The organism is Sphingomonas sp. CFBP 13714 (assembly GCF_014842205.1).
Classification (GTDB): domain Bacteria; phylum Pseudomonadota; class Alphaproteobacteria; order Sphingomonadales; family Sphingomonadaceae; genus Sphingomonas; species Sphingomonas aerolata.
The window spans coordinates 180,173-204,505 of the sequence record NZ_JACYVG010000005.1 but is presented as its reverse complement, the minus strand read 5'-3'; the positions used below and the strand labels follow the sequence as shown (position 1 = coordinate 204,505).

The following is a 24,333-nucleotide window of genomic DNA, read 5'->3' as shown; positions in this document are numbered from 1 at the left end:
GGATCGCACGAACAGGGAGGGTTGCATGACATCCACAGGCAGGGCCGTGCTGATACGCGGCGTGATGATGACCGCATTGGCGCTGGGCGCAGGCGGGATCCCGATCGGCGTCACCGCGCAGGCCGCTATCGGCATCCGCATTGCGCGGCAGGACATGAGCACCGCGTTGCTCGCCTTCTCGCGCCAGAGCGGCCGGCAGATCCTGTTCTCCCCCACCCTCGTCCGCGGCAAGACCGCACGCGCGGTGGCCGGCCGGATGGACGTCGGCGCGGCGCTGACGACGATCCTGAAAGGCTCCGGGCTCGGCCACCGGCTGACGCCGAGCGGGGCCTACCTGATCATCGACACGCATGCCCAGGCGGCCGAAGCCACGCCCGCGGCGGTTCAGGTCGCCCCGGCGCAGGCGGCAGCCGATCCGGCTGCGACGCAGGTGCCCGAGGAAACCGCCCCCGATATCGTCGTGATCGGCACGGCGGGCGCAGGCACCCGGCGCCAGGATGCGGCGTTTGCGGTCACCACGATCGACAGCACCATGGCACAGCGGCTCGGCACCGCCAGCACCGCCGAAGTCCTTCGTGCGGTGCCGGGGGTCAGCACCGAAAGTTCGGGCGGCAAGACCGGCGCGAACATCTTCGTGCGCGGCTATCCATCGGGTGGTGATGCGGAATATGTCACCTTCCAGACGCAGGGCGTGCCGTTCTTCCCGCCGCCGACGCTCTCATTCCTCGAAAACACGCAGCTGATCCGTATCGACGAGACGATCCAGCGCGTCGAAGCGGTGCGCGGCGGCACCGGCGCGCTGTTCTCGAACGGTCAGCCCGGCCTGACCGTCAACCTCGTCCAGCGCGAGGGCAAGCAGACGCCCGCCGGATTGCTGAAGCTCAGCGGCACCGATTTCGGCGAGTTCCGCGTCGACAGCTATGTCTCGGGGCCGATCGACGACAGCACCACCTATATGCTCGGCGGCTATTACTCGACCTCGCGCGGGATCCGCGACGCGCAGTTCGAGGCGGAGCGCGGTGGTCAGATCACCGGCAATATCCGCCATGACTTCGACAAGGGCTCGATCCTGCTCTTCGGCCGCTATCTCGACGATCGCGGCCAGTGGCTGCTGCCCATCCCGGTCGTTCAGGACGGCGACAAGATCCGCGAATATCCCGGCTTTGATGCAGGCACCGGAACGCTCGTTGGGCGCGACACGCGGATCGGCGTGCGCAACGACGGCAGCCGGGTCGATCTGGCGGATGGCCGCAGCGCAAAGATCTACAATCTGGGCGGCAATTTCGATTACGAGCTCGGCAGCGGGATCACGGTGCGCGATCGCGGCAGTTGGATGGAGGGCGATGCCGACACGATCGGTCTCGTCCCCGGCGGCGCCGCGCCGGTCACCGCCGCCGCCTATGCGGCCGGCCGGGGCGGGACGATCGGATCGCTCACCTTTGCCACCGGCGGTGCGGCGGCCTCGCCCAACCAGGCGGTCGTCGAGGCCGGGCTCTGGAGCGTCGAAAAGCACATCCAAGCCTTCGTCAATGATTTCGCGCTGGAGTGGAAATCGGGCAGCAACACGCTGACTGGCGGCGTCTATTACACGCGGTACAGGTCGCGCGACCGGTGGAATCTGGGCAACAGCATGCTGCTCACCGCCGAGCCCAATGCCCGGCGGCTGAATCTGACGCTGGCGGATGGCCGGATCGTCACGCGCGACGGCTTCTCGGGCGGATCGACGTTCAAGGTCAACGCGCGCTACACCGGCGAGGACGTCGCGGGCTATGCGGTCGACGAACTGCAGATCACCGACCAGCTGCGGGTCGACGGCGGCATCCGGTGGCAGCATCACTCGGTCGACGGCACGCTCGAAAACCTTGCAGCGACGGTCCCGGCGGCGGGTGCGGACGGCAATCCGTTGACGCTCTACGACAATGGCGATGCGCAGCTGAACGGCACCTTCCGCACGATCCGCTATCGCGGCGATGCCTGGTCGTTTACCGGCGGCGTCAATTACGACCTGACCCGGCAGGTCGGCGCGTTCGTCCGTTACAGCCGCGGCAACAGCTTTCCGTTCTTCGACAATCTGCGCGACGGGATCGACGTCGCACCGCAGGTCGACAGCTATGAAGGCGGCGTGAAGGTCTCGACCGGCATCGCCAACCTGTACGCGACGCTGTTCCACAACACGTTCGACGGCCTTGCGACGACGGTCATCACCAGCGGCGCCCCGATCGCCTCGGTCGGCGGTGCCAAGGCGACCGGCGTCGAGTTCGAGGGGCAGTTGCGGCCGTTCGGTGGCTTCACGCTCAGCGGGTCGGCGACCTATCTCGACGCTAGCTACCGCGACTTCTTCACCGATGGCGGCCGGACCGATCTCACCGGCAACCGGGTTCAGCGCCAGCCGAAATGGCAATGGCGCGTGACCCCCGCCTATGATCTTGAGCTCAGCGGCGATGCGAAGGCGGGAGTCTATGCGACGATCGGCTATATCGGCGACCGCTTCTCCGACGTCCAGAATGCGCAGGTGCTGCCGAGCTTTTACAAGCTCGACGCAGGCATCACGCTCGATCTGAACCGACAGGTGCAGTTCCAGGTGATCGGTGACAATCTGACCGACGAGATCGGGCTGACCGAGGGCAATCCGCGCACGCTCGGATCGCAGGGCAGCGGAACGATCCTCGCAAGGCCGATCGTCGGTCGCTCGATCCGGTTCGCCGCCGCGTTCAAGTTCTGACACAGCCCACGGTGATCGATCCCGCCACGTCGGGGGATCGATCACCGTGGCGAAATGGTTGCGATCTTCATGAAAACCCTTTGCCGTTTTGCCGCCCTGGCCTCGGTCGCCGCGATGGCGCCTGCCCAGACCGCCCCGTCCCGACCGGCCGCATCCGCCGCGAAAGCCCAGTCGCCCGCCGACATCTACGGCCCGCTGTTCCAGGCCGTGCAGGAGGTTCACGTCTTCGCGGACGGCAAGACGTTCGTCGATGCCGTCCCCAAGCGCGCGGCCGCGGCGATCATGGCGGACTATGCGCGGACCAGACCCGCCGGCCCGGCGCTGAAGGCGTTCGTGCTCGCCAATTTCGTGGTGCCCGGCGAAAATGACCGGGGTTCGGGCGATCTCAGGTCGCATGTCCGGGCCTTGTGGCCGCAACTCGTCCGTCAGCCGGTCGCCCCCGTCGCGGGCAGCTCCGCTTTGCCGCTTCCGGCACCCTATGTGGTGCCGGGCGGGCGCTTCCGCGAAATCTATTACTGGGACACCTATTTCACGATGCTCGGGCTGAAGGTCGACGGCCAGCAGCCGCTCGTCGAATCGATGCTCGACGATTTCACCAGCCTGATCGAGCGTTACGGGCACATCCCGAACGGGACGCGGACCTATTATCTCAGCCGTTCGCAGCCGCCTTATTACGCGCTGATGCTCGATCTCTCGACCAACACCGACCCCGGTGTCGCGAAGCGTCGGCTGGCGGCACTGCGCGCCGAGCACGCCTTCTGGATGAAGGGCGCGACCTGCCTTGCCGGCAACCCGGCCTGTCTCCGCGTCGTGCGGATGCCCGACGGCAGCGTGCTCAACCGCTATTATGACGACCGCGATACGCCGCGTGACGAATCCTATGCCGAGGATGTCGAGACCGCGGCCAGGGCGGCACCCCGCGCCGCCGCCGATACGCAGCGCAACCTGCGCGCGGGCGCGGAGAGCGGGTGGGATTTCAGCTCGCGCTGGCTCCGCGATCCGCGGTCGCTCGCTACCATTCACACCACCGACATCGTACCCGTCGATCTCAACAGCCTGATCTGGGCGATGGAACGCCGCATCGCCGCGCGCTGCCAGACCGCCGGCGACACCCCCTGCGCGACCGCGTTCACGACGCTGGCGACCAAGCGCAAGACCGCGATCGACCGCTATCTCTGGCAGGCGACGACCGCGCGCTACGCCGACTGGGACCTGTCGACGCGCATCCCCACGACAAGCATCAATGCGGCGATGCTGCACCCGCTGTTCGTCGGGCTTGCGTCGCCGGCGCAGGCGAAGGCCGTCGCCGCGACGGTGCGCAAATCGCTGGTGGCCGAGGGCGGCTTGCGCACGACGACGCTCAACACCGGGCAGCAATGGGACGAGCCCAATGGCTGGGCACCGCTCCAATGGGTCGCGATCGCGGGGCTCGAGCAGAACGGCGAGCCGGCGCTCGCCAAGGACATCGCCAGACGCTGGCTCGGGACGGTCGGCGCGGCCTATGCCGATACCGGCAAGATGCTCGAAAAGTATAATATCGAACAGCGCATACCCGGCGGGGGCGGCGAATATCCGGTCCAGGACGGCTTCGGCTGGACCAACGGCGTAACCAGCGCGATCCTCGATCGCTTCCCGGACCTGGCCCGGCCGTCGAACAGTGTTCGCAGATAGGAATTCGGCGATACGATCATTCTTGTAATAGGCCGCCTTTGACGCGACCTGTCGGCTTTGCAGGAGATGACATTGGGTATCGAGCAGTTCACCGGCGACGCAGCGATCACGGGGTCGGACGCGCTCATCGTGGTCGACCCGCAGATCGACTTCTGCCCGGGCGGCCGGCTGGCCGTTGCGGGCGGAACCAAGATCATGGCCGAGATCGAGCTACTTGCCCCGCGGTTCCAGCATGTCGTCGTAACGCAGGACTGGCATCCGGCCGGGCACCTGTCGTTTGCGAGCAGCCACTCCGGTCGTTTGCGAGCAGCCACTCCGGTCGAAAGCCGTTCGATACCGTGGCGATGCCATATGGCGAGCAGGTCCTCTGGCCTGATCACTGCGTCCAGGGAACCGCTGGTGCCGAGTTCCATCCTGGGGTGGAGGGCACCATCCGCCGCGCACACGTCATCGTTCGTAAGGGGCTTAATTCGGACATTGATTCCTATTCGGCCTTTTTCGAGAACGACAAGACGACGAGAACGGGGCTGGCCGGGTATCTGCGGGACAAGCAGGTTCGGCGGTGCGTGTTCGTTGGGCTGGCCTATGATTTCTGCGTTGCCTGGTCGGCACTCGATGCGCGGCGCGAGGGCTTCGAAGCGTCTATCCCGAAGGACTACACCCGAGCGATCGCAATGCCGGTCGGCGACGGAACGACGGTAGACGTGGCGGAAGCGCAGTTCCGCGAAGCCGGAGTTCGTTTGATATAGACTGCAAAATGGCGCGGAAGGACGCGCATGGCGAGGCCGCGCACGCTCCCTCCCCTTTACGTGCCTGATATCACCGGCGGGCACCCTTTGGTCGACTGAGAGCGACGGCAATACCAGCGCCGACAACGCCCAGCATCACAACCGCGGGGTGAAGCTTTTGCACCTGCAGCACGCTGCTCGACGTGCGCGCGCGGACATTCTGGCTGCCGCGCAGCGCATCGGCCCGCGGATCATAGAGATTGTCGCGGCGTGCCGGATCGCCGGGATCCCCGGGCTTCTGCTGCGCGAACGTGCCGACCAGTTCCATGATCCGGTCGCTCACCCGCGGTGCGGCGCGCGAGAGAAGCGAGGCCAGCAGCCCGCCACCGCCAGCATACAGCGTCCGCCGCGGCGTCTCGCACGCGAACAGCACCGCGTCGGCGACGACGGAGGGGGCGTAGAGCGGCGGTGGCAGGCGCGGTGGCTGATCCATGAAATTGCGTGCATGTTCGGGAAATGGCGTGTCGATCGCGCCGGGCTTGATCAGCGTGACCGAGATGCCGGCCCCCTCCTGCTCGAGCTCCATCCGCAACGTGTCCGTCAGCGCCTGAACCGCATGCTTGGTCGCGCCATAGGGCCCCTGCTCGACGATCGCGCGGTCGCTGAGGATCGAGCCGATATTGACGATCGCGCCGCCTCGCTCGCGCAGATGGCGGGCCGCGACCAGCGATCCGTGCAGCACGCCAAAATAATTGACGTCGAACACGCGCCGGTGATCGGCGACCGGCACCTGATCGAGCGTGCCGTACGTGCCTGTCGCGGCATTGTTGACCCAGCTGTCGAAGCCGCCGAACGCCGCGACCGCCACGCTGGCGACACGCTCGACCGCCGCCATGTCGCTGACGTCGGCGACGCAGACCGCAATGCGTCCGCCATCGGCCGACAAACGGACGCGGAGTGCCTCGAGCGCGGCGTCGTTCCGCGCGGTCGCGACCACGGCCGCACCGCGTTGCACGGCGGCCTCGACGATTGCGAGGCCGTTGCCGCTGGTCGCGCCGGTAACGACGATGACCTGATCGCGAAGGGGTTTCAGTGCGAGGACCATGGCGATCAGCGCCCCAGCGGCGACTGGGCGTAATCGGCAAGCAAGGCCGCGACATCGTCATAGATCGCGACCGCACCCGCACCGTTGAGCTGCTCGTCGCTGAACTTGCCCGATCGAACCGCAACCGCGGCGATCCCGCATTTAGCGGCCGCCTCGATGTCATAAGGCGTGTCACCGACGACGATCACCTCGGCAGGATCGATTCCCGGCAGCGCCTTCAGGGCGGTCGCGAAAATGTCCGGGGCAGGTTTGGTCCGCTCGACGTCGTCGCTGCTCGTCGTCGCGCCGATCAGATCGCGCGCCTCGAGAAGCGCGATGTAATGATCGAGCTCCGATCCCGACGCCGACGAGGCGAGCACGACCTGCTGCCCCAGGCCATGCGCGTGCACCAGCAGATCATGCGCGCGTGCGAACGGCTGGGCGGTCTCCAGATATTTTGCCTTGAAGATCTCGCCGTGCGTATCGCCGAGTTTCTCCTGCTCCTCCGCGTCGGCATCGGGCAACAGGGTCGGCACGAGCATGTCGGTCCCCTTGCCGATCTGATCGTGGATCACCTGCCGGTCGAAGGACGCCCCGACGCCTGCAAAGGCTTCCTCCCAGGCGAGGACATGCATGTCATTGGTGTCGACCAGCGTGCCGTCGATGTCGAAGAGGATGGCCTTGATCTGCATATCTAATTCCCGAATCGAAGTCGCGTTTGCCAGCCGGCAAGCCAGCGACGCGCAGGTGCGCTGGTGAGCGTCGGCGAAGGTTGCTGACATCCCAACGGTCCGCTGTCCGAATTGGCCCCGGCGACTGCAAGCATGGCGGGGCGCGCATCCTCCGTGAAACGGTTGAGGGTGTGATTTTTCGCCGGCGAGAAGCCCAACCTGACGACCATTTTCGGCAGTTTGCCAATGATCCCCGGCATTTAGCCACACTGATGAGGATCAATACGAAATATTCCCGACGAATATTCAAGATCGTCAGGAACGATGAGGACATCCAGATCGCTATGTCTCCATCAATATCCGGAGCCTGACGCGTGGCTTGACGGTAGGACACATGACGCGATGACGCCGCCCGGCGATCTCGTTGTTGTTTCTGCCGACTATGCTCCGCCGATATGGCCCGATGGCTAATGAGTTCTGACGGCAAATTGTACTTTTGAAAGTACGGCACGCCACTTACAAGACGGAGACTTTCTGATGCGCGCACTGGTTTGGCATGGAAAAGGCGATGTTCGGGTCGATACTGTCGCGGATCCCGAGATCAAGCATCCGCGCGACGCGATCATCAAGGTATCGTCGTGCGCGATCTGCGGGTCCGATCTTCATCTTCTCGACGGCTATCAGCCGACCATGCAGGCCGGGGACATTCTTGGTCATGAGAATATGGGCGTCGTCGTCGCACTGGGCTCCGAAGTCACCAACCTGAAGATCGGCGACCGCGTCGTCGTGCCGTTCACGATCAGCTGCGGCGATTGCTTCTTCTGCCGCAAGGGTCTGTTCTCGGCGTGCGAGCGGACCAACCCGAATGCCGAAATGGCGATCAAGGCGATGGGGCATTCGCCTGCCGGTTTGTTCGGCTTCAGCCATATGCTTGGCGGGTATTGCGGTGGCCAGGCAGAGTATCTGCGCGTGCCGATGGCCGATATCGGCCCGATCAAGGTGCCCGACAACGTCACCGACGATCAGGCGCTGTTCCTCTCCGACATCTTCCCGACGGGCTATATGGCCGCCGAGAATGCGAACATCGAAGAAGGCGACACCGTGGCGATCTGGGGCTGCGGTCCGGTCGGCCAGTTCGCGATCCGATCGGCGCTGATGCTCGGCGCAGGCCGCGTGATCGCGATCGACGAAGTGCCTGAGCGTCTCGCGATGGCCGAGGCCGGTGGTGCGGAGACGATCAACTTCGCCGAGGTCGACAGTGTCTATGACGAACTCCAATTCCGCACCAAGGGCCGCGGTCCGGACAGCTGCATCGACGCCGTCGGTGCAGAGGCTTCGGGTCATGGCGCGATGGATGCAGTGATCGACAAGGTGAAGGCCGCCACGTTCCTCGCCACCGACCGCGTGCATGTCCTGCGCGAGGCGATCATGAGCTGCCGGATGGGTGGCACGGTCTCGATCCCCGGCGTCTATGTCGGGATGGGCGACAAGATCCCGATCGGCGCGATGATGAACAAGGGGCTGACGATCAAGACCGGCCAGACGCATGTCCAGGCGTACACCAAGCCGCTGCTGGCGCGCATCGAAGCCGGCGATATCGACCCGAGCTTCGTCGTGACTCACCCTGCAAGCCTCGAGGATGCGCCCGAAATGTATCAGAAGTTCCGCGACAAGCAGGACGGCGTCATCAAGGTCGTGCTGCGGCCGTAACCTGCCCCACCCCGATCCGCTCGGCATGCCGATCGGGGTGGCCGCTTCCTATCCACGACCGTCACGAGGAGTTTCCATGAGCGACAAGGTTCATACCCCCGTCCCGGGCAATCCCGCGAGCAAGGGCGCGCCGGATGGCGTCTCGGAGTCGCCTCGCAGCGATACCGACGGCCGCGTTCACGGTCGCAGCGACGGCGGTGAGAGCGCGGGCGGCGCCTATCCCAACCCGCACGAAGGCAAGATCGACGCCGATACCAGCCCCGCGTCGCAGGGCGGCCAGACGGACATCGCCTATCATGGCGGCGGTCAGGCGGGCAAAGACGGGGGCAGCGCGGGGAACGCGGTTGCCGGCTCGAGCGGTGGCGGCGGCACGACGATCGCGGCGGACCCGGATGCTGATCGGACCCCGCATTCGATCGCGGCCGAGCATGGCACGATCAAGGTCGTCGAGACGTCCGGTATCGCCGAGGCCGAGGCGACGGGCAAGGTCGGCACCGATGCACGCTACGAGAACGAACAGGCGAAGCCCGGCGCCGGCTGACGCCTCGACGGCACGCCAATTTTTTCAACGTCAATCACGCCACCGGGCATGTCTGTCCCGTGCACCAGCAAGGAGTATCCCATGTCTGCACCCGAAGATCTGAAAGACATCTACACCGACGAGCTGAAGGACCTGTGGTCGGCGAACGACCAGATGAAGAAGGTCCTGAAGAAGATCACGTCGAAGGCCAGCGATGCCGCGCTGAAGGACATGCTGACCAAGTCGCAGGCGGATATCGAGAAGCATACCGATCTCCTCAAGGAACTGATCGCGTCGAACGACGAGAAGGTTTCCAAGGAGCATTGCAAGGGCATGGAAGGGCTCGTTGCCGAGGCCACCAAGCACGTACTCGAAGAGGGTCCGGAAAAGGGTCCGTTGCTCGATGTCATGATCATCGCCCAATATCAGCGGATGACGCATTATGGGATCGCCGGTTTCGGCACGGCCGCGGCCTATGCGAAAGCGCTGGGTCTCAAGGATGATCACAAGGCGCTGAATGCGGCCACCAAGGACATTTACGGTGGCGACGAATATATGACGAAGCTCGCCGAGACGAGCGTCAACATCGACGCCGAAGACGCCTGAAATGATCGCCCGCCGGCTCACCCCGGCGGGCGATGTCCTGCCCCGTAGACGACGGACGCGACAGTCATGACCACCTACCCCTTGAGCGAGCCGGCCCGGATCTTCGCTGACGCATCGTCCGCCGGCGCGACATCGACGGAAGTCGGACGCGGAACGCTCGAGGCATGCGTCGATATCGTCGCTGGTCTGTCGGAGGCGCGGCAGCGTTCCGTCGCCATCCACATGGACGATCTCGACCTCCGGTTCGATGCGCGGGAGATCGGCGAACTTCTCCACTACCTCCGTACGGAGAAACCGGGTCTTTCAAACGCGGAAATTACCGAGATCAAGGTCGCCGACCAGTAGCGACTAAGGCGCTCGCGGCGTTTCGCGATTGCCCTTACGCCCCGCGACTCCCGCATCACACGGGGTACGCTGTAGCCCGGCGGGGGCAGCCGGGGTAACATTGACCGTCGCTGTCTTTTGCGACCATCATCACCGCATGATCATCTCGCAGGCCGATGCGCGCCGCATTGCCCTTGCAGCCCAGGGGTTCGACCGTCCACCGCCTCCTCGGGTCACGGCGGCGCATGTCCGCAAGGTCGCCGATCGGACGGGCCTTCTCCAGATCGACAGCGTCAACGTGGTGGCCCGTGCGCATTACCTGCCACTGTTCTCCCGGCTTGGCGGCTACGACCGGGCGCTGCTCGAGCGCGCCGCCTGGGGCCCGAAGCCGCATCGCCGGTTCTTCGAATATTGGGCGCATGAGGCGTCGCTGCTGCCGCTCGAGCTTCATCCGCTGCTCCGATGGCGGATGGCCCGCGCTGAGCGAGGCGAGATCGGCTACGCCGCGCTTCGCCGCTTTGCGACCGAGCATCGCGGCGAAGCCGACGCCGTGCTGGCGCGCATCGCAGCCGAGGGCCCCCTGACCGCCGCCGATTTCGAAAACGGGACGAGCCGCAGCGGCTGGTGGGAATGGAGCAACGTCAAACACGCCCTGGAATGGCTGTTCTGGTCGGGCCGGATCACCACGGCGACACGGCGGGGCAGTTTCGCGCGGGTCTATGACCTGCCCGAGCGTGTCCTGCCTCCTGCCGTACTCGCCCTGCCCACACCGAGCGTTGCCGAGGCGCAGCGGGCGCTGATCGAACGGAGCGCCCGCGCGCTCGGCATAGCGACCGTTGCCGAGCTGCGTGATTATTTCCGGCTGAAACCCGTCGAGGCGGATCATGCCATTGCCGATCTGGTGGAGGATCAGGTGTTGGTGCCCGTCCGCGTGGACGGTTGGAGCCAGAAGGTCTGGCTCCACCGTGACGCCGCGGTGCCCCGCCGGGTGCGCGGGGCGGCCTTGCTGGCGCCCTTCGATCCGCTGATCTGGGAACGCGGCCGCACCGAACGCCTGTTCGGCTTCCGGTATCGTATCGAGATCTATGTGCCGCAGGCGCAACGCACCCACGGCTATTATGTGCTGCCCTTCCTGATGGACGAGGCGTTGGTCGCGCGGGTCGATCTCAAGGCGGACCGGCAAGCGGGCGTGCTGCTGGCAAAACGCATAACGCTCGAACCGGGGGCGCCCGGCGACACGCTGCCGCGGCTCCACATCGAGTTGGAGCGGATGGCGCAATGGCTCGGGCTGTCGGACGTTCGTGTCGGCGACATCATCCGCCCCGCGTGATGCAGGATGCCGCGATCGCAGGATTGCCGCCAAAGGTCAGTGGCTGATCGATCAGAATGTCACGACGACACTGACGGCGTCCTGATAGCTTCCCGCCGCCGGCGTGACCTGCGCCTGATTGATCCTGGCGACATAGGAATAGGTTCTGACGGGGGTCAGGCTGCCCGTTCCGGGGCTTGCGCCGGTAAGCGGGTTGGCTTCGTTCCAGACGGTGACGCCATCCGCATGATAGATCTGATACTGCAACGTCGCGCCCGCGCCGCTGGTCATCTGCCGCCACGCCGAGCCCGTGCCAGCACCGCCGGGTGTGAAGCCGATCCGGTAGACGGCGTCGCGGGTACAATCGATCTGGACGGCCGAGGTCACCGGGCCGAACTGCGTGACGAGCGCCGCACTGCCGAAGGACAGGTCGGGCGCGGTGATCTTGCAGTCGTTGCCGACCACCAGCGTCACCTGAAGCGTTACGACGACCTTCCCGCTATCATAGCCCGTACAGACGACACCGAGCACGTTCAGCCCGTTGCAGACGCTATAGTCCCATTGCACCGTCAGTGTGTCGCTATACGTCCCGGCGGCCACATTGGGAGCCGCCGTCAAACGCGCGAACAATGGCGTGGTGAAACTGCTTCCACCGCCCTGCAGCGCCAGCAGGCTGCCGCTCATATAGTTGACGGTCGATCCTTGCGTGAACGGCGTGGTGCCGCTGGCATCGGCCGACACCTGATAGGCGATCGCGTCGGCGCCTTTTACGAGGCGAAACTGGTTAAGGCTGGTGATGGTCGCGCGCGCCGAATTGCCGCCGATGAGGGTCAGCACGGACCCCGTACAGGAAAGACCGGCTGACCCGGCAACCTGCGGCACCGTGCCCCCTCGCACGTCGTACGACGACACCGGCGAGAAGGTGAGTGCCCCGGACGATGTCGTGCAGGCGGCGAATGCGGGGCCCGTGACGATGCTCAGGACCAACGCCGCGAAGAGCAGCCGGAGCGACGCCATCACCGGCACGAGACCGGTCCTATCCGTGACAGCGCCGCGACGTCTGCGGAGACGCCGAACGTCGCCTGGCACACCGTCCCGTCCGACGTCAGCGCGGAGAGCGACACCTGTTCGCCGACATCCTCCAGATACGCGATGCCGTCCCAGCCGATGGCGACGTCGGGATGTCCCTCACGCCGGACTCGACCGCCCGGCTTGAGCGCCGCCCCGTTCCTGTCGACGAGGACCGCGAGGATGTTGCGCGTCATGCGGACGTTCAGACGCACGACGGCGCCACTGCCCTGTCGCACGGCAACCCGCTGCTCCACCGCGGATGCGACGTGATTCTCCGACAGCGACAGCGTATCGATCGCGAAGCGGACGGGAAGATAGGGCACGACATTGGGCACGAAGAGATGGCCCTTGCGGTTCGTCACGCCGACCGGCTGATTTTCATAGCTGACGCCAACGCCCGCCACGCCAGTCTCGACGACCGCAAAGGCATCGCTCGCCTGATTGGCGACAAACAGGCCGCCGTCCATCGCCACGATCGAACCCGATGCGCCAACCCAGGCCGAGCTGCGCGCCTGGGCCGTCGCGCCCCCGGCCTGCACTTCGATGAAGGGCGCGCGCCATGTCCCGGTCACCTGCCCCGATGCAGGCCCCCGGCTTGCCGCTGCTATCCCGGCATCGATTCCAAGGCCGCCATCGGTCGGCGTCGCCCGGGTATAACCGACCTGATAGAGATTGCGCCCGGCCGAACGGCTGATCCCGCCACTGGCCGCATTGCGTCCGAACGGGATGAACAGGCGCAGCTGGGCGCTGGTCGCGCCCCGTTCGAAATCGCGATCCGCGGTCACGAACAGGTTCGCGCGCGATCCGACCGGACGACCATAGGACAAGGACAGCAGGCGCGAACGTAGCGTGAGTTCGTCGACCGATCCCAAGGTTCGCCCCGAAATATACGCAGCCCCCACTGTGCCCAGCCGCGCCAGATTGACGTTGGCGATCGCGCGATAGGTTCGCCGCCGTGTCGCGGGATTTGCAAGGTCGAAGCTGGCGAGCTCGCGAAAGCCCCTGCTGCGATCGTCATATTGCGCGGCAACGCTGAAGTGACGCGCGGTATAGCTGTAGCCGAGCGACCAGCGATGGCCCACGGCCTGCCCCAAGCGCGACGCACTGACCGACAGCGCTATGGTGCCAAATCGCCACGGCGCCACCACGAGCCCGCCCCCGATCTGCCGAAGCCGGGCAGTCGCCTCGGCATGCGCCTCGAGCGTCAGGAACGACGTCATGCCGCGTCGGATCGAGCCATTGGCGGCGAGCGTGCCGTAATCGAAGTTGCGGATGCCATAGCCTTGGCGGATGGCGCCGGCTTCGGCTGCGAAATCGGTGAGCCCGGCGCGTAGCAGTGTCGACGAGACGTAGAAGGGGACCGTGGTCGCGATCTGCCGGCCCACGGCGTCCGTCGTGACGATCACGGCCTCGCCAGCGCCGTTGATCACCGGGACATCCTGCAGCACGAACCGACCGGGCGCGACGTCTGCACCCTGCTGCCGATAGCCGTCGACGAACAGGTCCACCGCCGACGGCACCGCCGCCTTGCCCGCAAAGCTCGGCAGCGGCATCGTCAACAGGTCCGGCCGCGTATTGAAATCGCGCGTGAGCTGCAGGCCACCCAGCCGGACGGACGTGCTCCAGGGCAAGGACCGTGTGATCAGGTCACCCGCCGTGACGGTCAGCGCGCGATCCTCGTTGATGAACCTTGCATGCGTATCGTAGCGCAGATAGCCGCCGATGCCGGACCCGACCCGCATCACGCCGGAATTGGACAGCGTCGCAACCGGCCCGAACACCCGCTGTTCGGACCATAAGGAGGCAAGGGAGCCTCCGTCGGCGCGCTGCGCATAGAACTGGTAGTTGACCATCGCGCCCCAGCTGGCGAGCGTGGCGGCGCGGGGCCTGTCACCCGCGGCGATCCGGGTGGTCGGCAGATAGTCGGGCGCAGTTTCGAGATGGAGAGCCTGGAGCGCGGCATCATAGCGGGCGCGGGTGTGCGGCAGCAACGCGACGTCGCGCTCCGTCCCTCCGCCCTCCGCACCGCCGCCCTCCCCCTCTAGCGTCACGCCATTTCGGCTGAGCGCCTCGGCCGGCACCAGCATGCGTGTGCCGACGATCCGCAGCGGCACCAGGTCACCGGTGGCACGGCCGTTCACCACCAGCTCGACGAACAGCTGCTGCACCGGGTCACCCGCGCGTGCCATTTGGGGCAGGCAGACGAGCATGGTCGTCAGCAGGAGCGAACCACGGATCATGGCGTATCGGACGGATCAACGCGCGGTAATGCGCTGATCGGCGCCGTTGACGTTTGCGATCAGTGAACTGGTGTCCGGGACGCCGTCGGGCACCGGCCAGCGCATGGTTTGACCCGCAAGGACATAGCCCGCGAGCCCCGAAGCAAGACTGGTCTTCTTGTCGTCCGCCGTCCGGATATCGACGAGACGCGCATGCAGCATGCCGGTATTGCGGATCGCGAGCGTCCGACCGCTGCCGCTCCGTTCCACCGTCGTGGTCAACTCCGGCTTGGCCGCGTTGACGGACCCCGCATAGGTGAAGAGCGGAACCGAATAGCGCATCTGCACCGCAAGCTCCGCTGCGGGCAGCCGGCTCGCATTCGGCGCATTCGCGGTGGGAATTTCGTCGATCAACAGGCGGTAGCTGCGCTCCCCCGGGCCAGCCTGGTCGCTCGCCGCGGCGGCAGGCCGCTCGCGCCGCAGCACACGGATCATCTGCCGTTGCCCCGCCGGGATGACTGCGATCGGCGGGCTGGCGACGACCTCGTCCTGATCGTCGTACAGATCGCCCTGCGGCCCCTGCGACCAGCGCAGGGTGCGGACCTGCATCGTGATCGGTTCGTTGCCCTTGTTCTCGATCCACAGCGCGGTCGCGCGCTCGGTGGCGGCGATTTTCGGATCGACCGGCCAGATGATGACCGCCGCGGCGCGACTTGTGCCGGGCAGCAGGAGGAGCGGTGAGACGATGGCGGTCAAGATACGCAGGATTTTCATGACTTGTCCTCGCTGCATCACCAGGTGACGGTGATGCGAACCACATCGGAATATCGCCCCGCCGCCACGCTGCGCTGGACGACGGCACGGGCCTGTACGGGAACGGAGAGTCGCGACGTGCCGATCGGAAATGCCAGCGCGATCGCCTGCGACGTCCAGGGCGTCTGACTGCCATTCGCGAACAGCTGATAGGGCATGCGATCGGCAGGCCGGGTCGTGTGGACGAGCTGGCGCACCCCGTTGGACGGCTGACTGCCATTGTCCGCGGTGAGGGTGACGCTCATTCCCGGGGTGCAGTCGATCTGCAATCCGGCGGCAACCGCGGTGACCAGGCTGCCTTGCGCGGCTCCCCCATCGACCCCGTTCACCGACCCGAGGTCGATCGATCCCCAATTGCCCCCGGTATCGGCGCTGATCGCGCAACCATTGGCGATGACCGCCCCGACCCTGAAGGTGCGGCTGGTCTCGGCCATGCTTCCCGACGCACAGCCCGCAACCGCCGACACCGTAAGAAGAGCCCGGACGGCGCGCACCGCCGCTACCAGCTGAGCGTCACCTGTACCGTGTCGGTGTAGGTGCCCGCCGGCAGCGCCAGGCCATTGCTCGACGCGCGAGCAAAGATCGGCAGCGTCAGCGCCGAGGTGGCCGCGGTGCCGAGGCTGATCTGCCTGCCGATAGTGATTTCGTCCTGCCGTGACGCGTCCGTATACAGTCGATACGCGACGGTCTGCCCCAGATAGGCCAGCTGACGGACATTGCCCGCGTCGTTCGCGCCCGCCCCGACCGTGACTGTCGGCGCTAGGCCCGGCGTGCACAACACCGTGACCGCATTCGTGCCGCCCTGCGCGACCATCGTCGCATCGGCGTTGCCGAAGACGCCCGACTGATCGGCAAAGGCGATCGTCCCGATCCGCCCCATGGTCGCGGCGCTGTTGCCGCCATTCACCGCACAGGCCGCGAGGATGTTCAGGGACACGCCGATCGTGCCGCTGGCGGTTTGCGCGTGTGCCGATGTTGCCACGCCAGACACCGCGATCATGCCGACCGCAATGCCCAGAACCCTGCTCGTCATCTTACGGTAAATCATGATAAAACAGCCCTCCATTTGGGCTGTTCTCAATGGTCGCCAGTTAACAGGATGTTGAACAACCGATCTGGCCGACGATAGCTTTCGATCCAACGATTATGACATCGTTACAATAAGATGACGGGTCTCGTGGCGGGTCATCGAACAGGCCCCGGCCTGACGGCCGAGGGGCGTCCTAATTCGGATTGCCGACCGGGATGACCGGATTGCCCTTGTAGCTGCCAAGCTTGACGTGGAGCACCTGCGCGCGATCGGTGAAGTTGATCCCGTAGTCGGTCTGATCACCGTTCAGCACACGGTCGAACACCCAGTGCCCCTGTGCGTCGTAATGCCCCTCCTCGACGCGATCGTAGAGCATCGAACGCCCGCTATTCGCATCCGCCAGCGCGAACGAGACGCGCGTATCGAACCCGGTCACGAGATATTCGTCGGGGCCGATCTCGGCGATAGCAAGACCGCCGGTCGGTTGCGGGTTGCCGGTCGGCTTGTCGGTGCCGAACTGATACTGGCCGAACGTCGCGGTGGCGCGGTACTTGCCGAGGTCGATGACCTGCCTGTGCTCGGCCTTGGGGTCGGTCGGCTCGGCCACGCCCCAGGTCTTGCCGGCAAAGGCCAGCTTTGCCCATTCCCGCATCATCGGCTCGAACACGCGGTAGTTGCGCGCGAACAGCTCCATCGTCGGCGCGTCCAGCGTCTTGGCACCGAGCGGGAAGTTGTAATAGCCGCTATCGTCCATCCCGAACGGCGCGAAGCCGAGGCCGCCCTTGCCGACCACCGGATAGAAATAGCGGGCGAACTCGGACGCATTGCCCGTCTCCGGGATCAGCAGGGCGTTGTCGGCACGGCCGTAGAGCTTCAGATATTCGAGATACGCGGCATGATCGCGCGCATAGATATCGGGCGCGACCAGATCGAGCGACGGCGCCGCGGCCTTGTACACGTCGATCACGTGATGGATCGGCCCACCGCTCGAATAGGTCGTTGCCGCCTGCCGTCCGAAGGCCGAGGCGAGCGCGGCGTTGACGTACATCGGCACCGGCTTCACCGCCTTGCCCGCCGCCGCGATCTCCTCGATGTAGCGGGCGATCGACCAGGCGTGGAAATATTCGTCGGCATCGGCGCCGAACACCTGTTTCCAGCTGCCCGCGGACTTGCGAAATTTTTTGAGCAACGCCGCCGGGACCGGACCGTCGAACAGCTTCTGCGCGACCGGCGAGAAATCGCGGACGCTGCCATAGGTACCGGCCTCGTTCTCGGGCTGGACCATGATGACGGTGTTCTGCGGATCGGCGGCCTTCAGATGCTGCATCAGCCTGACGAAGGCGCGCTTGTCCGCCTCCAGCGTCGACCGATGGAGCGGCGACAGCGCATAATGCGTCTCGCCCTTGGCGTTGGTCATCCGCGGGAACCGCGCGTTGTCGAGCTTGACCCAGGCGGGGGCGTAGTTGGGCGAGGTGTTCTTCCACGTCGCGAACCACAGCAGGACGAGGCGCACCTTGTTCTGCCGCGCCTCGGCGAGCAGCTGATCGAGGAAGGAAAAGTCGAATTGCCCTTCGGTTCGCTCAATCTGCTCCCACGCGATCGGCACCTCGACCGTGTTGGCGTGCATCGCGTGGATCGTCGGCCAGACCTTGGGCAGCATCGCCGGATAATTGCTCGAATTATTGACCTGCGCGCCGAGCATCAGCCACGGCGCGCCATCGACCATCAGCGCGTGATGCCCGTCGCGGGTCACCAGCCTGGGCACCTCGGTTGCGGTCTGCGCGTGCGCGGTGCCGGCGAACAGCGTGGCGGCGAGGGTCAGGCCGGCGAGTGTGCGGGAGGGGCGGAAGATCATGATGCAGTACCTCGAACGGGAAACGGGAAAGCCGGCACGGATCAGTCCTCGACGAAGACGAGGCCGCCCAGGCCCGATGCGACCGTGCCGTCGCTTTCGAGCAGGAGGGTGACGATCCGCTCGCCGGGACCTGGCGGGAAGGCGACGCGCAATGTGGCGGCGGCGAAATCGGGCTTCGTCGCGGCGCGCTTGCCATCGATCCAGATTTCGCCCCGCCCAACGAGATCCTTGAACACGATCGTTCCGCCCCGTTCGCGCGTGCCGCGGTGCGGGGTGAGCCTGGCGCGCAGCACGGTCCAGCGACCACTGCCCTGCGGCGGCTGGATCTCACCCGCGCGGACATACAGCCAGCTGTTCATGTCATTGTCCGCCAGCACGATGTCGGGCGACGGCCTGGCGGTGGCGGCCGGCGACTGCCGCCAGTCCTGCACCGTCAGCGTCATGCGGGCGGGCGCGACGAACGGACGGGCCGGCGTGGCGAGGCGGCGCACGTTGGTGGAGGCCGGGCGCAATCCCGCCGCGCTGGCGGAGAGCTTGACGGTACCCGCGCCGCCGCCGCCCGCGCGAACGATCACCTGCGCCAGGCCGTTGAACAGGCGCCGGCGATTGCCCTGTTCGGCTTCGTGGCTGACCGGATCGCCATTGCCGAGGCCGATGATCGCGCCGCCGCTGACCGCAAAGGTCACGTCGAGATTGGCGGTCGGCACATGCCGCCCACGCGCATCGACCGCGTCGATCGTGTACGGCTGCACGTCCTCGCCATCCGCCGCCATCGCACCCCGGTCGGGCGTGATCCGCAGCGCGACCGCAACGCCGGTCGTCTCGACCACGCTGCGCGCGACCTCGCGTCCGCCGCGATAGCCGATCGCCTCGAGCCGGCCCGGCGCATAGGGCACCTGCCAGCTCGGCATCGTGTAGCGATCGACCTTCTCCTCGCCGATCAGACGGCCATCGAGCATCAGCCGCACGACCTCGACATTGGTCAGCGCCATCACCTTGATCGCCTGCCCCTCGCGGCCAGGCCAGTTCCAGTGCGGCATCAGATCGAGCAGCGGCACGTCGTCGACCCACTGCGCGCGGTGCAGATAGAAGGCCATTTTCGGAAAGCCGCACAGGTCCATGATCCCGAAATAGCTGCCCGCGGACGGCCATTCGAACGGGGTTGGCTCACCGTGATAGTCGAACCCGGTCCATACGAACGTCCCCGCGACGAACGGCCGCTCGGCGACCGATTTCCAGCCCTCGCGGTGGGTACTGCCCCAGTCCGCCGGTTCCTCGTCATAGGACGCCATCACGTGCGCGGCGCGGTGGGTCTCCCACGCCCCGCGCGTCATGAAACTGCTGGTGTCCTCCGAACTCGTCAGCGGCAGCGTCGGGTTGGCGGCGTGGAACCGGTCATACTGGTCGCGCTGATAGTTGAAGCCGACCACGTCGACCGCCTGGCTGACATTGACCGGGGCGAACATCCCGCTGTTCATCGCCGCGGTGACCGGTCGGCTGTCGTCGAGCGCCTTCACCGCGACCGACATGCGGCGGACCATTTCGTAGCCGGCGGGCGTCCCCTGCATCGGCTCCTCGTTGAACACCGACCACATGAACACGCTTGGCCGGTTGCGATCGCGGCGCACCAGCCATTCGAGCTGGTCCATGTAATCGGGGCTGGTGTTGAAGTTGCGGTTCTCGCTCATCACCAAGAAGCCGAGCCGGTCGCACGCGTCGAGCACCTCGGTCGCGATCGCGCTATGCGCGAAGCGGATCGCGTTGCATCCCAGGGCCTTCAGACTCCGCAATCTCCAGTCCCACAGCGCATCGGGCACCGCGACGCCGACACCGGCATGATCCTGGTGGTTGCACGTGCCCTTGATCTTGAGCGGACGGTCGTTGAGATGGAAGCCCGTCGCGGCGTCGAAGCGCAGCGTGCGAAACCCGATCCGCAACGTGCGTTCGTCGACGGGCTTGCCGCCGCGCATCAGCCGCGTCCGCAGCGTGTAGAGCGTCGGCGTGTCGATCGACCATAGCCGCGGCGCGGGGACCGGGATGATCAGCGTCGCGCTGCCCGGCTGCAGCGCCGGCAGACGCGCCGCTGCGGTCTGCGTCGCGATCGTGCGGCCGTCGGGATCGATCAGCGACACCTCGATGCTCGCCTCGGCCGGGTTCTTGCCGATATTGCCGAGCGTCGCGGTGACGGGCACGCTCCAACTGCCATCGGCGGCGCGGCGCGGGTCGGCGTGGATGCCATCGGTCGCGATGTAGGTCGCATCGCGTTTCGCCAGCCAGACATGGCGGTACAGCCCGGCGCCCTCGTACCACCAACCCTCCATTGTCTGCGCATCGACCCGCACGACGATACTGTTCAGATCGTCGCCGAACCGCGCCAGATCGGTGATGTCGACATAGACCGAGTTATAGCCGCTCCAGTTGTGCGCGACGATCGATCCATTGAACCAGATCGTCGCATTCGTCGCGATCCCCCCGAACTGCAGCTCCAGATACCGCCCCCGGTCCGCCGGATCGAGCCGCAGCGCGCGCCGGTACCAGCCGAAGCCGCGCCGGCGATAGCCCTGCGAGACATTGGCACTTTCCTCGAACGGCATCGTCGATGCCCAATCGTGCGGCAGATCGACTTCGGGCCAGTCCGAATCGTCATATTGCATCGCCGCCGCACCCTGCGCCTGCCCCGCCTTGGCGCTGTTGTAGGACCAGCCATGGCCGCGGATCTCCGGCATCGGAATATCGCCGAGATGGAAGCGCCAGTTGCGATCGAGCAACAGCCGGCTGGGATCCTCGACCGTCGCGCGCGGCGGCAGGTCGTCGCGGGTCGCCGGCATCGGCAATGCGCCGGTCGCTGGCGCCCGCACCGGTGCGCCCTGAGCGACACCGTCCGCCGCCAGCGCCACGCCGATCGCGGTTCCGCTTCCCAGGAAATGCCGCCGGTTCAGCCGACCCGTCTCGTGCGCATCCGTCATCTCTGGCTTCCTATCCATCGCTGCCGGGCGAGCCCCGTTCGTTGCGCCGTCAATCCTGGCGTTCGCATTCGTCGGACACTGGTGGGCGCCCTGGCGACGGCATTGCAACCCCCACGGCGCGGATCGCGGTGCTGTGCTACAGGTTCAGGTGGCGACATCGCACGGGATTGCGCCTGAAGCCCGGGAGCCTTTCGAGACCCCCGGGCTTCAGCCGGTCAGTAGTTCACGCGGAGCGTCGCGCCGAACCGGCGATCAACGACCGAATAGTCACGCGGCCGGCTGTCCAGCCCGAAGAACGTCTCACGCCGCGTGTTGAGCAGGTTCGTGGCATCCACCGACGCGGTGATGTTGGGCGTGACGTCGTAGCTGATCGAGGCGTCGAGCTGGCCGAACGCCCGGTCGTAGATCGGCAGATTGCCCGTGCCGCTGGCGGACGTGGTGCGGACGTAATCGTCGCGCCAGTTGTATGCGACACGCGCCGACAGTCCGTATTTTTCGTAGATGCCGACCAGATTGTAGCTGTTCTTCGACAGCCCCTCGAGGGGCACCGAGATCGGCGCGCCGGGGATCGCACCGGCGCTCGGATTGGGCGCCTTGGAATCCACATAGGTGTAGTTGGCCTGCACTCCGAAGCCCGACAGCGGCCCCGGCAGGAAATCGAAGAACTGCTGATAGCCGACTTCGAACCCCTTGATCTTGCCGTTCGCGCCGTTGACCGGCCGGTTGATCTGATATTGCGTGCCGTCGATCACCACCGGATCGTCCACGCGCGCGATGAAGCCGTTGACCGCCTTGTAGAATGCGGCCGCGTAGACCGAGCTGGTCTTGTTGAAATACCATTCGAACGAGACGTCGAGCTGATCCGCGCGCAGCGGCTTCAGATCGGGATTGCCCGACGAGCCCCGCCGGCTGACGGGATCGAACGTCAGTACCGAGTTGAGCAGATTGTAATCCGGTCGCGTCAGGCCCTTCGACGCGGCCAAGCGCAGCTGCAGCGTCTCGGTGATCGGGAAGCGAATGTTGAGGCTCGGCAGGACCGAGGTGTAGCTGTTGGTCTGGTCGATCGGAATGGTCGGACCGCCCGACGGCGTCTGGAAGCCGGCGACGTTGGTCTTGGTATTCACGATGCGCACACCGAGGTTGCCGTCGAACGGCAGGATGGTCTCGGACTTGAACCGCGCGACCCAATAACCGCCGATCGTCTGCTCCGAGACGTCGTTGCGACCGGTCGGCAGATATTCCGGAACGGCGACCTGGCCATTGGGATAATAGGAGGCGAAGGTCTGGCGCACAGCGTTCAGATCGCCGCGGATCACGTCGAACGGCGGGATCAGGAAGCTGCCCAGCCCGGCCGCATCGCCGCGGAAGAAGTTCTTCACCGGTACGGGGTTGTAATAGCCGGGGATCGCCGAGAGCGGTGTACGCGGCACGCGTGGCGTATCGAACAGGTCGACATAGCCGAACACCGGATTTTCGACGACCGCGTTCAGCTTGGTGTACCGCACACCCGCCTTGATCGACGTGAAGAAGCCGCCATCGGTCTCATATTCTACGTCCTGCCGTACCGACCATTGGTCGTTGTGGCTGCGGCTGCTGGAATCAAGGATGTAGAGATAGGAGAAGTTCGCCGGATCGGTGAGGAAGCTGGGCGACCCTGCCCCGGTCACGCCGATCACGGGCAGTTTGCCGGTAATGTCGACGCTGAGCGTGTTGGGCTGATCACTGCCGACGCCGAACGCGAAGAACTCCGTCTTCGTGCGGCTGTCGACATAGCTGACATCCGTGGTCAGCGTGAGCTGGCTCGTCGGATTGAACTTGAGCCCGCCCGAATAGGATGCGGTCTTCGAGCGGCGATCGCTGCGATAAGTATTGCCCTCGACGAACACGTTCTGGAACGTGCCGCTCTGGAACTCGCCATTCTCATCGAACGTGAAGCTGCTCGCCGGCCCCGGCGTGATCGGCGCACCGCCGCGGCCGAACGGGTAGACGAGATAGCCGACCTGGTTGAACTTGTAGTTGGCATAGTCGAACTGGCCGTAGACTTCGAGATTGTCGGCAGGCTTCCACTGGACGGCCGCGGAAATGCCGATGCGGCGGCGATCGCCGACATTGTTGAACTGGCCGACGCCGTTGGGCACGATCACCGCGTCGGCGGCATCGGCGGTGCTGCCATTGCCGGTTCGATCGACGATGCCGGTGCGCAGCTGATAGGGCTCGATCGACAAGGCATCGGTGCGATAGGCGCCGCGCTGGAGCGATCCGTTGAGCAGGAAGCCGATCTCGCCCAGACCGGTTTGGTAGGTGTCGGTGATCAGACCCGAGAACGAGGTCTTGGTCTTGTCCGCCAGATCGTGATGCGTGACCCGCGCGCTGCCACTGATCGTCGGCTTCGAAAAGTCGAACGGCATCCGCGTGCGCAGGTTGACCGTGCCGCCCAGACCGCCCTCGATCACGTCGGCGGCAGGGTTCTTGTAGACGTCGATCCCGGCGAGCAGTTCGGAGGGAATATCCTCAAGGCTGATCGTGCGGCCGTCGCCCGCGGTGAAATAGTCGCGACCGTTCAGCTCGGTACGGACCTGGGTCAGGCCGCGGATCGCGATCCGGCTGCCCTCGCCCTGGTTGCGCTCGATCTGGATGCCGCTGATCCGCTGCAGCGCCTCGGACACGTTGTTGTCGGGCAGCTTGCCGATGTCTTCTGCGACGATCGAATCGATGATCTGGCTGGCGTTGCGCTTGCGCGCCTGTGCGCTGCGCAAGCTGGCGCGGACGCCGGTGACCACGATGTCCGCATCCGCATCCGCATTCGCAACGTCGCCGCTCGGCGCGACGGTACCCGCCTGCGCGCCCTGATCGATCGGTGACGGGGCGACCTCTTCGGCCGTGTCGGGGACGATAGCGGGCGCCTGCTGGGCGCTCGCGGCTACCGTGAATGCCGGGACAATCGCGAGGGCAGATGCCCCGCTTGCCAGCGCCTTGAGCACACAAGCCGAACGGAATTTTACGCGGTTCAAACACCATCTCCCCAGGATACCGA

18 protein-coding genes are annotated in these 24,333 nt (G+C 65.8%); 8 read left to right on the top strand and 10 right to left on the bottom strand.

Annotated features, from left to right (window positions below; genetic code table 11):
• Nucleotides 1–25: 25 nt before the first annotated feature.
• The 3 genes from IFT54_RS12960 (at nt 26) to IFT54_RS20750 (ending at nt 5,142) form a co-directional block, all read left to right on the top strand.
• Nucleotides 26–2,722: a TonB-dependent receptor gene (locus IFT54_RS12960; protein ID WP_244648947.1), complete on the top strand. Its 2,697-nt coding sequence runs from the start codon at nt 26–28 to the stop codon at nt 2,720–2,722.
• 69 nt (nt 2,723–2,791) lie between these two features.
• A complete protein-coding gene (gene treF, locus IFT54_RS12955; protein WP_192070946.1) occupies nt 2,792–4,393 on the top strand; it encodes an alpha,alpha-trehalase TreF in 1,602 nt (533 codons plus the stop codon).
• 344 nt (nt 4,394–4,737) lie between these two features.
• Nucleotides 4,738–5,142, top strand: coding sequence for an isochorismatase family protein (locus IFT54_RS20750; RefSeq protein WP_274604154.1), 405 nt, complete (start codon nt 4,738–4,740; stop codon nt 5,140–5,142).
• A 70-nt stretch (nt 5,143–5,212) separates the two neighbouring features.
• Here the strand turns inward: IFT54_RS20750 and IFT54_RS12945 are convergent, their stop codons facing one another.
• On the bottom strand, nt 5,213–6,226 hold the full coding sequence (locus IFT54_RS12945) for an SDR family oxidoreductase (RefSeq protein WP_192070945.1): 1,014 nt from the start codon (nt 6,224–6,226) through the stop codon (nt 5,213–5,215).
• A gap of 5 nt (nt 6,227–6,231) precedes the next feature.
• Nucleotides 6,232–6,897 carry an HAD family hydrolase gene (locus IFT54_RS12940; protein WP_192070944.1) on the bottom strand — a complete coding sequence of 222 codons (666 nt, stop codon included), beginning with the start codon at nt 6,895–6,897 and terminating at the stop codon, nt 6,232–6,234.
• A gap of 516 nt (nt 6,898–7,413) precedes the next feature.
• Between IFT54_RS12940 and IFT54_RS12935 the strand changes: the two genes are divergently transcribed.
• From IFT54_RS12935 to IFT54_RS12915, 5 genes are all read left to right on the top strand, one after another.
• On the top strand, nt 7,414–8,586 hold the full coding sequence (locus IFT54_RS12935; protein ID WP_031395504.1) for a zinc-dependent alcohol dehydrogenase: 1,173 nt from the start codon (nt 7,414–7,416) through the stop codon (nt 8,584–8,586).
• A gap of 76 nt (nt 8,587–8,662) precedes the next feature.
• Nucleotides 8,663–9,127: a hypothetical protein gene (locus tag IFT54_RS12930; RefSeq protein ID WP_192070943.1), complete on the top strand. Its 465-nt coding sequence runs from the start codon at nt 8,663–8,665 to the stop codon at nt 9,125–9,127.
• An 81-nt stretch (nt 9,128–9,208) separates the two neighbouring features.
• Nucleotides 9,209–9,712 (top strand): ferritin-like domain-containing protein, encoded by a 504-nt coding sequence (locus tag IFT54_RS12925; protein WP_192070942.1) that lies wholly within the window; start codon nt 9,209–9,211, stop codon nt 9,710–9,712.
• 66 nt (nt 9,713–9,778) lie between these two features.
• A complete protein-coding gene (locus tag IFT54_RS12920; protein WP_192070941.1) occupies nt 9,779–10,057 on the top strand; it encodes a hypothetical protein in 279 nt (92 codons plus the stop codon).
• A 136-nt stretch (nt 10,058–10,193) separates the two neighbouring features.
• Nucleotides 10,194–11,366 carry a winged helix-turn-helix domain-containing protein gene (locus tag IFT54_RS12915; protein ID WP_192070940.1) on the top strand — a complete coding sequence of 391 codons (1,173 nt, stop codon included), beginning with the start codon at nt 10,194–10,196 and terminating at the stop codon, nt 11,364–11,366.
• A gap of 51 nt (nt 11,367–11,417) precedes the next feature.
• On the opposite strand, the gene IFT54_RS12910 is transcribed toward IFT54_RS12915, so the two are convergent.
• The 8 genes from IFT54_RS12910 to IFT54_RS12875 all read right to left on the bottom strand — a co-directional run bounded on the left by IFT54_RS12910 (nt 11,418) and on the right by IFT54_RS12875 (nt 24,310).
• On the bottom strand, nt 11,418–12,362 hold the full coding sequence (locus IFT54_RS12910) for a Csu type fimbrial protein (protein ID WP_244649015.1): 945 nt from the start codon (nt 12,360–12,362) through the stop codon (nt 11,418–11,420).
• Nucleotides 12,362–14,656 carry a fimbria/pilus outer membrane usher protein gene (locus IFT54_RS12905; protein ID WP_192070938.1) on the bottom strand — a complete coding sequence of 765 codons (2,295 nt, stop codon included), beginning with the start codon at nt 14,654–14,656 and terminating at the stop codon, nt 12,362–12,364. Before IFT54_RS12905 ends, IFT54_RS12910 begins: the two co-directional genes overlap by 1 nt.
• A 15-nt stretch (nt 14,657–14,671) precedes the next feature.
• On the bottom strand, nt 14,672–15,409 hold the full coding sequence (locus IFT54_RS12900; protein ID WP_192070937.1) for a fimbrial biogenesis chaperone: 738 nt from the start codon (nt 15,407–15,409) through the stop codon (nt 14,672–14,674).
• Between the two features lie 17 nt (nt 15,410–15,426).
• Nucleotides 15,427–15,882 carry a spore coat protein U domain-containing protein gene (locus tag IFT54_RS12895; RefSeq protein ID WP_192070936.1) on the bottom strand — a complete coding sequence of 152 codons (456 nt, stop codon included), beginning with the start codon at nt 15,880–15,882 and terminating at the stop codon, nt 15,427–15,429.
• Nucleotides 15,883–15,947: 65 nt separating this feature from the next.
• Nucleotides 15,948–16,496: a Csu type fimbrial protein gene (locus tag IFT54_RS12890; RefSeq protein WP_192070935.1), complete on the bottom strand. Its 549-nt coding sequence runs from the start codon at nt 16,494–16,496 to the stop codon at nt 15,948–15,950.
• 175 nt (nt 16,497–16,671) lie between these two features.
• The gene (locus tag IFT54_RS12885; RefSeq protein WP_192070934.1) at nt 16,672–18,333 is read right to left on the bottom strand and encodes a DUF5597 domain-containing protein; all 1,662 of its coding nucleotides are present in this window, start codon (nt 18,331–18,333) and stop codon (nt 16,672–16,674) included.
• A gap of 41 nt (nt 18,334–18,374) precedes the next feature.
• Entirely contained in the window at nt 18,375–21,317 is a 2,943-nt protein-coding gene (gene galA / locus IFT54_RS12880) for a beta-galactosidase GalA (protein WP_244648945.1), read from the bottom strand.
• 197 nt (nt 21,318–21,514) lie between these two features.
• A complete protein-coding gene (locus IFT54_RS12875) occupies nt 21,515–24,310 on the bottom strand; it encodes a TonB-dependent receptor (RefSeq protein ID WP_197984671.1) in 2,796 nt (931 codons plus the stop codon).
• Between the last annotated feature and the right edge of the window lie 23 nt (nt 24,311–24,333).

Coding starts and splice junctions, on each gene's coding strand:
- IFT54_RS12945 (WP_192070945.1), bottom strand. CDS start 6,226: ATGGTCCTCGCACTGAAACCCCTTCGCGATCAGGTCATCGTCGTTACC.
- IFT54_RS12900 (WP_192070937.1), bottom strand. CDS start 15,409: ATGAAAATCCTGCGTATCTTGACCGCCATCGTCTCACCGCTCCTCCTG.
- treF (WP_192070946.1), top strand. CDS start 2,792: ATGAAAACCCTTTGCCGTTTTGCCGCCCTGGCCTCGGTCGCCGCGATG.
- IFT54_RS12910 (WP_244649015.1), bottom strand. CDS start 12,362: ATGGCGTCGCTCCGGCTGCTCTTCGCGGCGTTGGTCCTGAGCATCGTC.
- IFT54_RS12895 (WP_192070936.1), bottom strand. CDS start 15,882: ATGGCCGAGACCAGCCGCACCTTCAGGGTCGGGGCGGTCATCGCCAAT.
- IFT54_RS12920 (WP_192070941.1), top strand. CDS start 9,779: ATGACCACCTACCCCTTGAGCGAGCCGGCCCGGATCTTCGCTGACGCA.
- IFT54_RS12940 (WP_192070944.1), bottom strand. CDS start 6,897: ATGCAGATCAAGGCCATCCTCTTCGACATCGACGGCACGCTGGTCGAC.
- IFT54_RS20750 (WP_274604154.1), top strand. CDS start 4,738: ATGCCATATGGCGAGCAGGTCCTCTGGCCTGATCACTGCGTCCAGGGA.
- IFT54_RS12905 (WP_192070938.1), bottom strand. CDS start 14,656: ATGATCCGTGGTTCGCTCCTGCTGACGACCATGCTCGTCTGCCTGCCC.
- galA (WP_244648945.1), bottom strand. CDS start 21,317: ATGGATAGGAAGCCAGAGATGACGGATGCGCACGAGACGGGTCGGCTG.
- IFT54_RS12925 (WP_192070942.1), top strand. CDS start 9,209: ATGTCTGCACCCGAAGATCTGAAAGACATCTACACCGACGAGCTGAAG.
- IFT54_RS12885 (WP_192070934.1), bottom strand. CDS start 18,333: ATGATCTTCCGCCCCTCCCGCACACTCGCCGGCCTGACCCTCGCCGCC.
- IFT54_RS12960 (WP_244648947.1), top strand. CDS start 26: ATGACATCCACAGGCAGGGCCGTGCTGATACGCGGCGTGATGATGACC.
- IFT54_RS12930 (WP_192070943.1), top strand. CDS start 8,663: ATGAGCGACAAGGTTCATACCCCCGTCCCGGGCAATCCCGCGAGCAAG.
- IFT54_RS12890 (WP_192070935.1), bottom strand. CDS start 16,496: ATGATTTACCGTAAGATGACGAGCAGGGTTCTGGGCATTGCGGTCGGC.
- IFT54_RS12935 (WP_031395504.1), top strand. CDS start 7,414: ATGCGCGCACTGGTTTGGCATGGAAAAGGCGATGTTCGGGTCGATACT.
- IFT54_RS12915 (WP_192070940.1), top strand. CDS start 10,194: ATGATCATCTCGCAGGCCGATGCGCGCCGCATTGCCCTTGCAGCCCAG.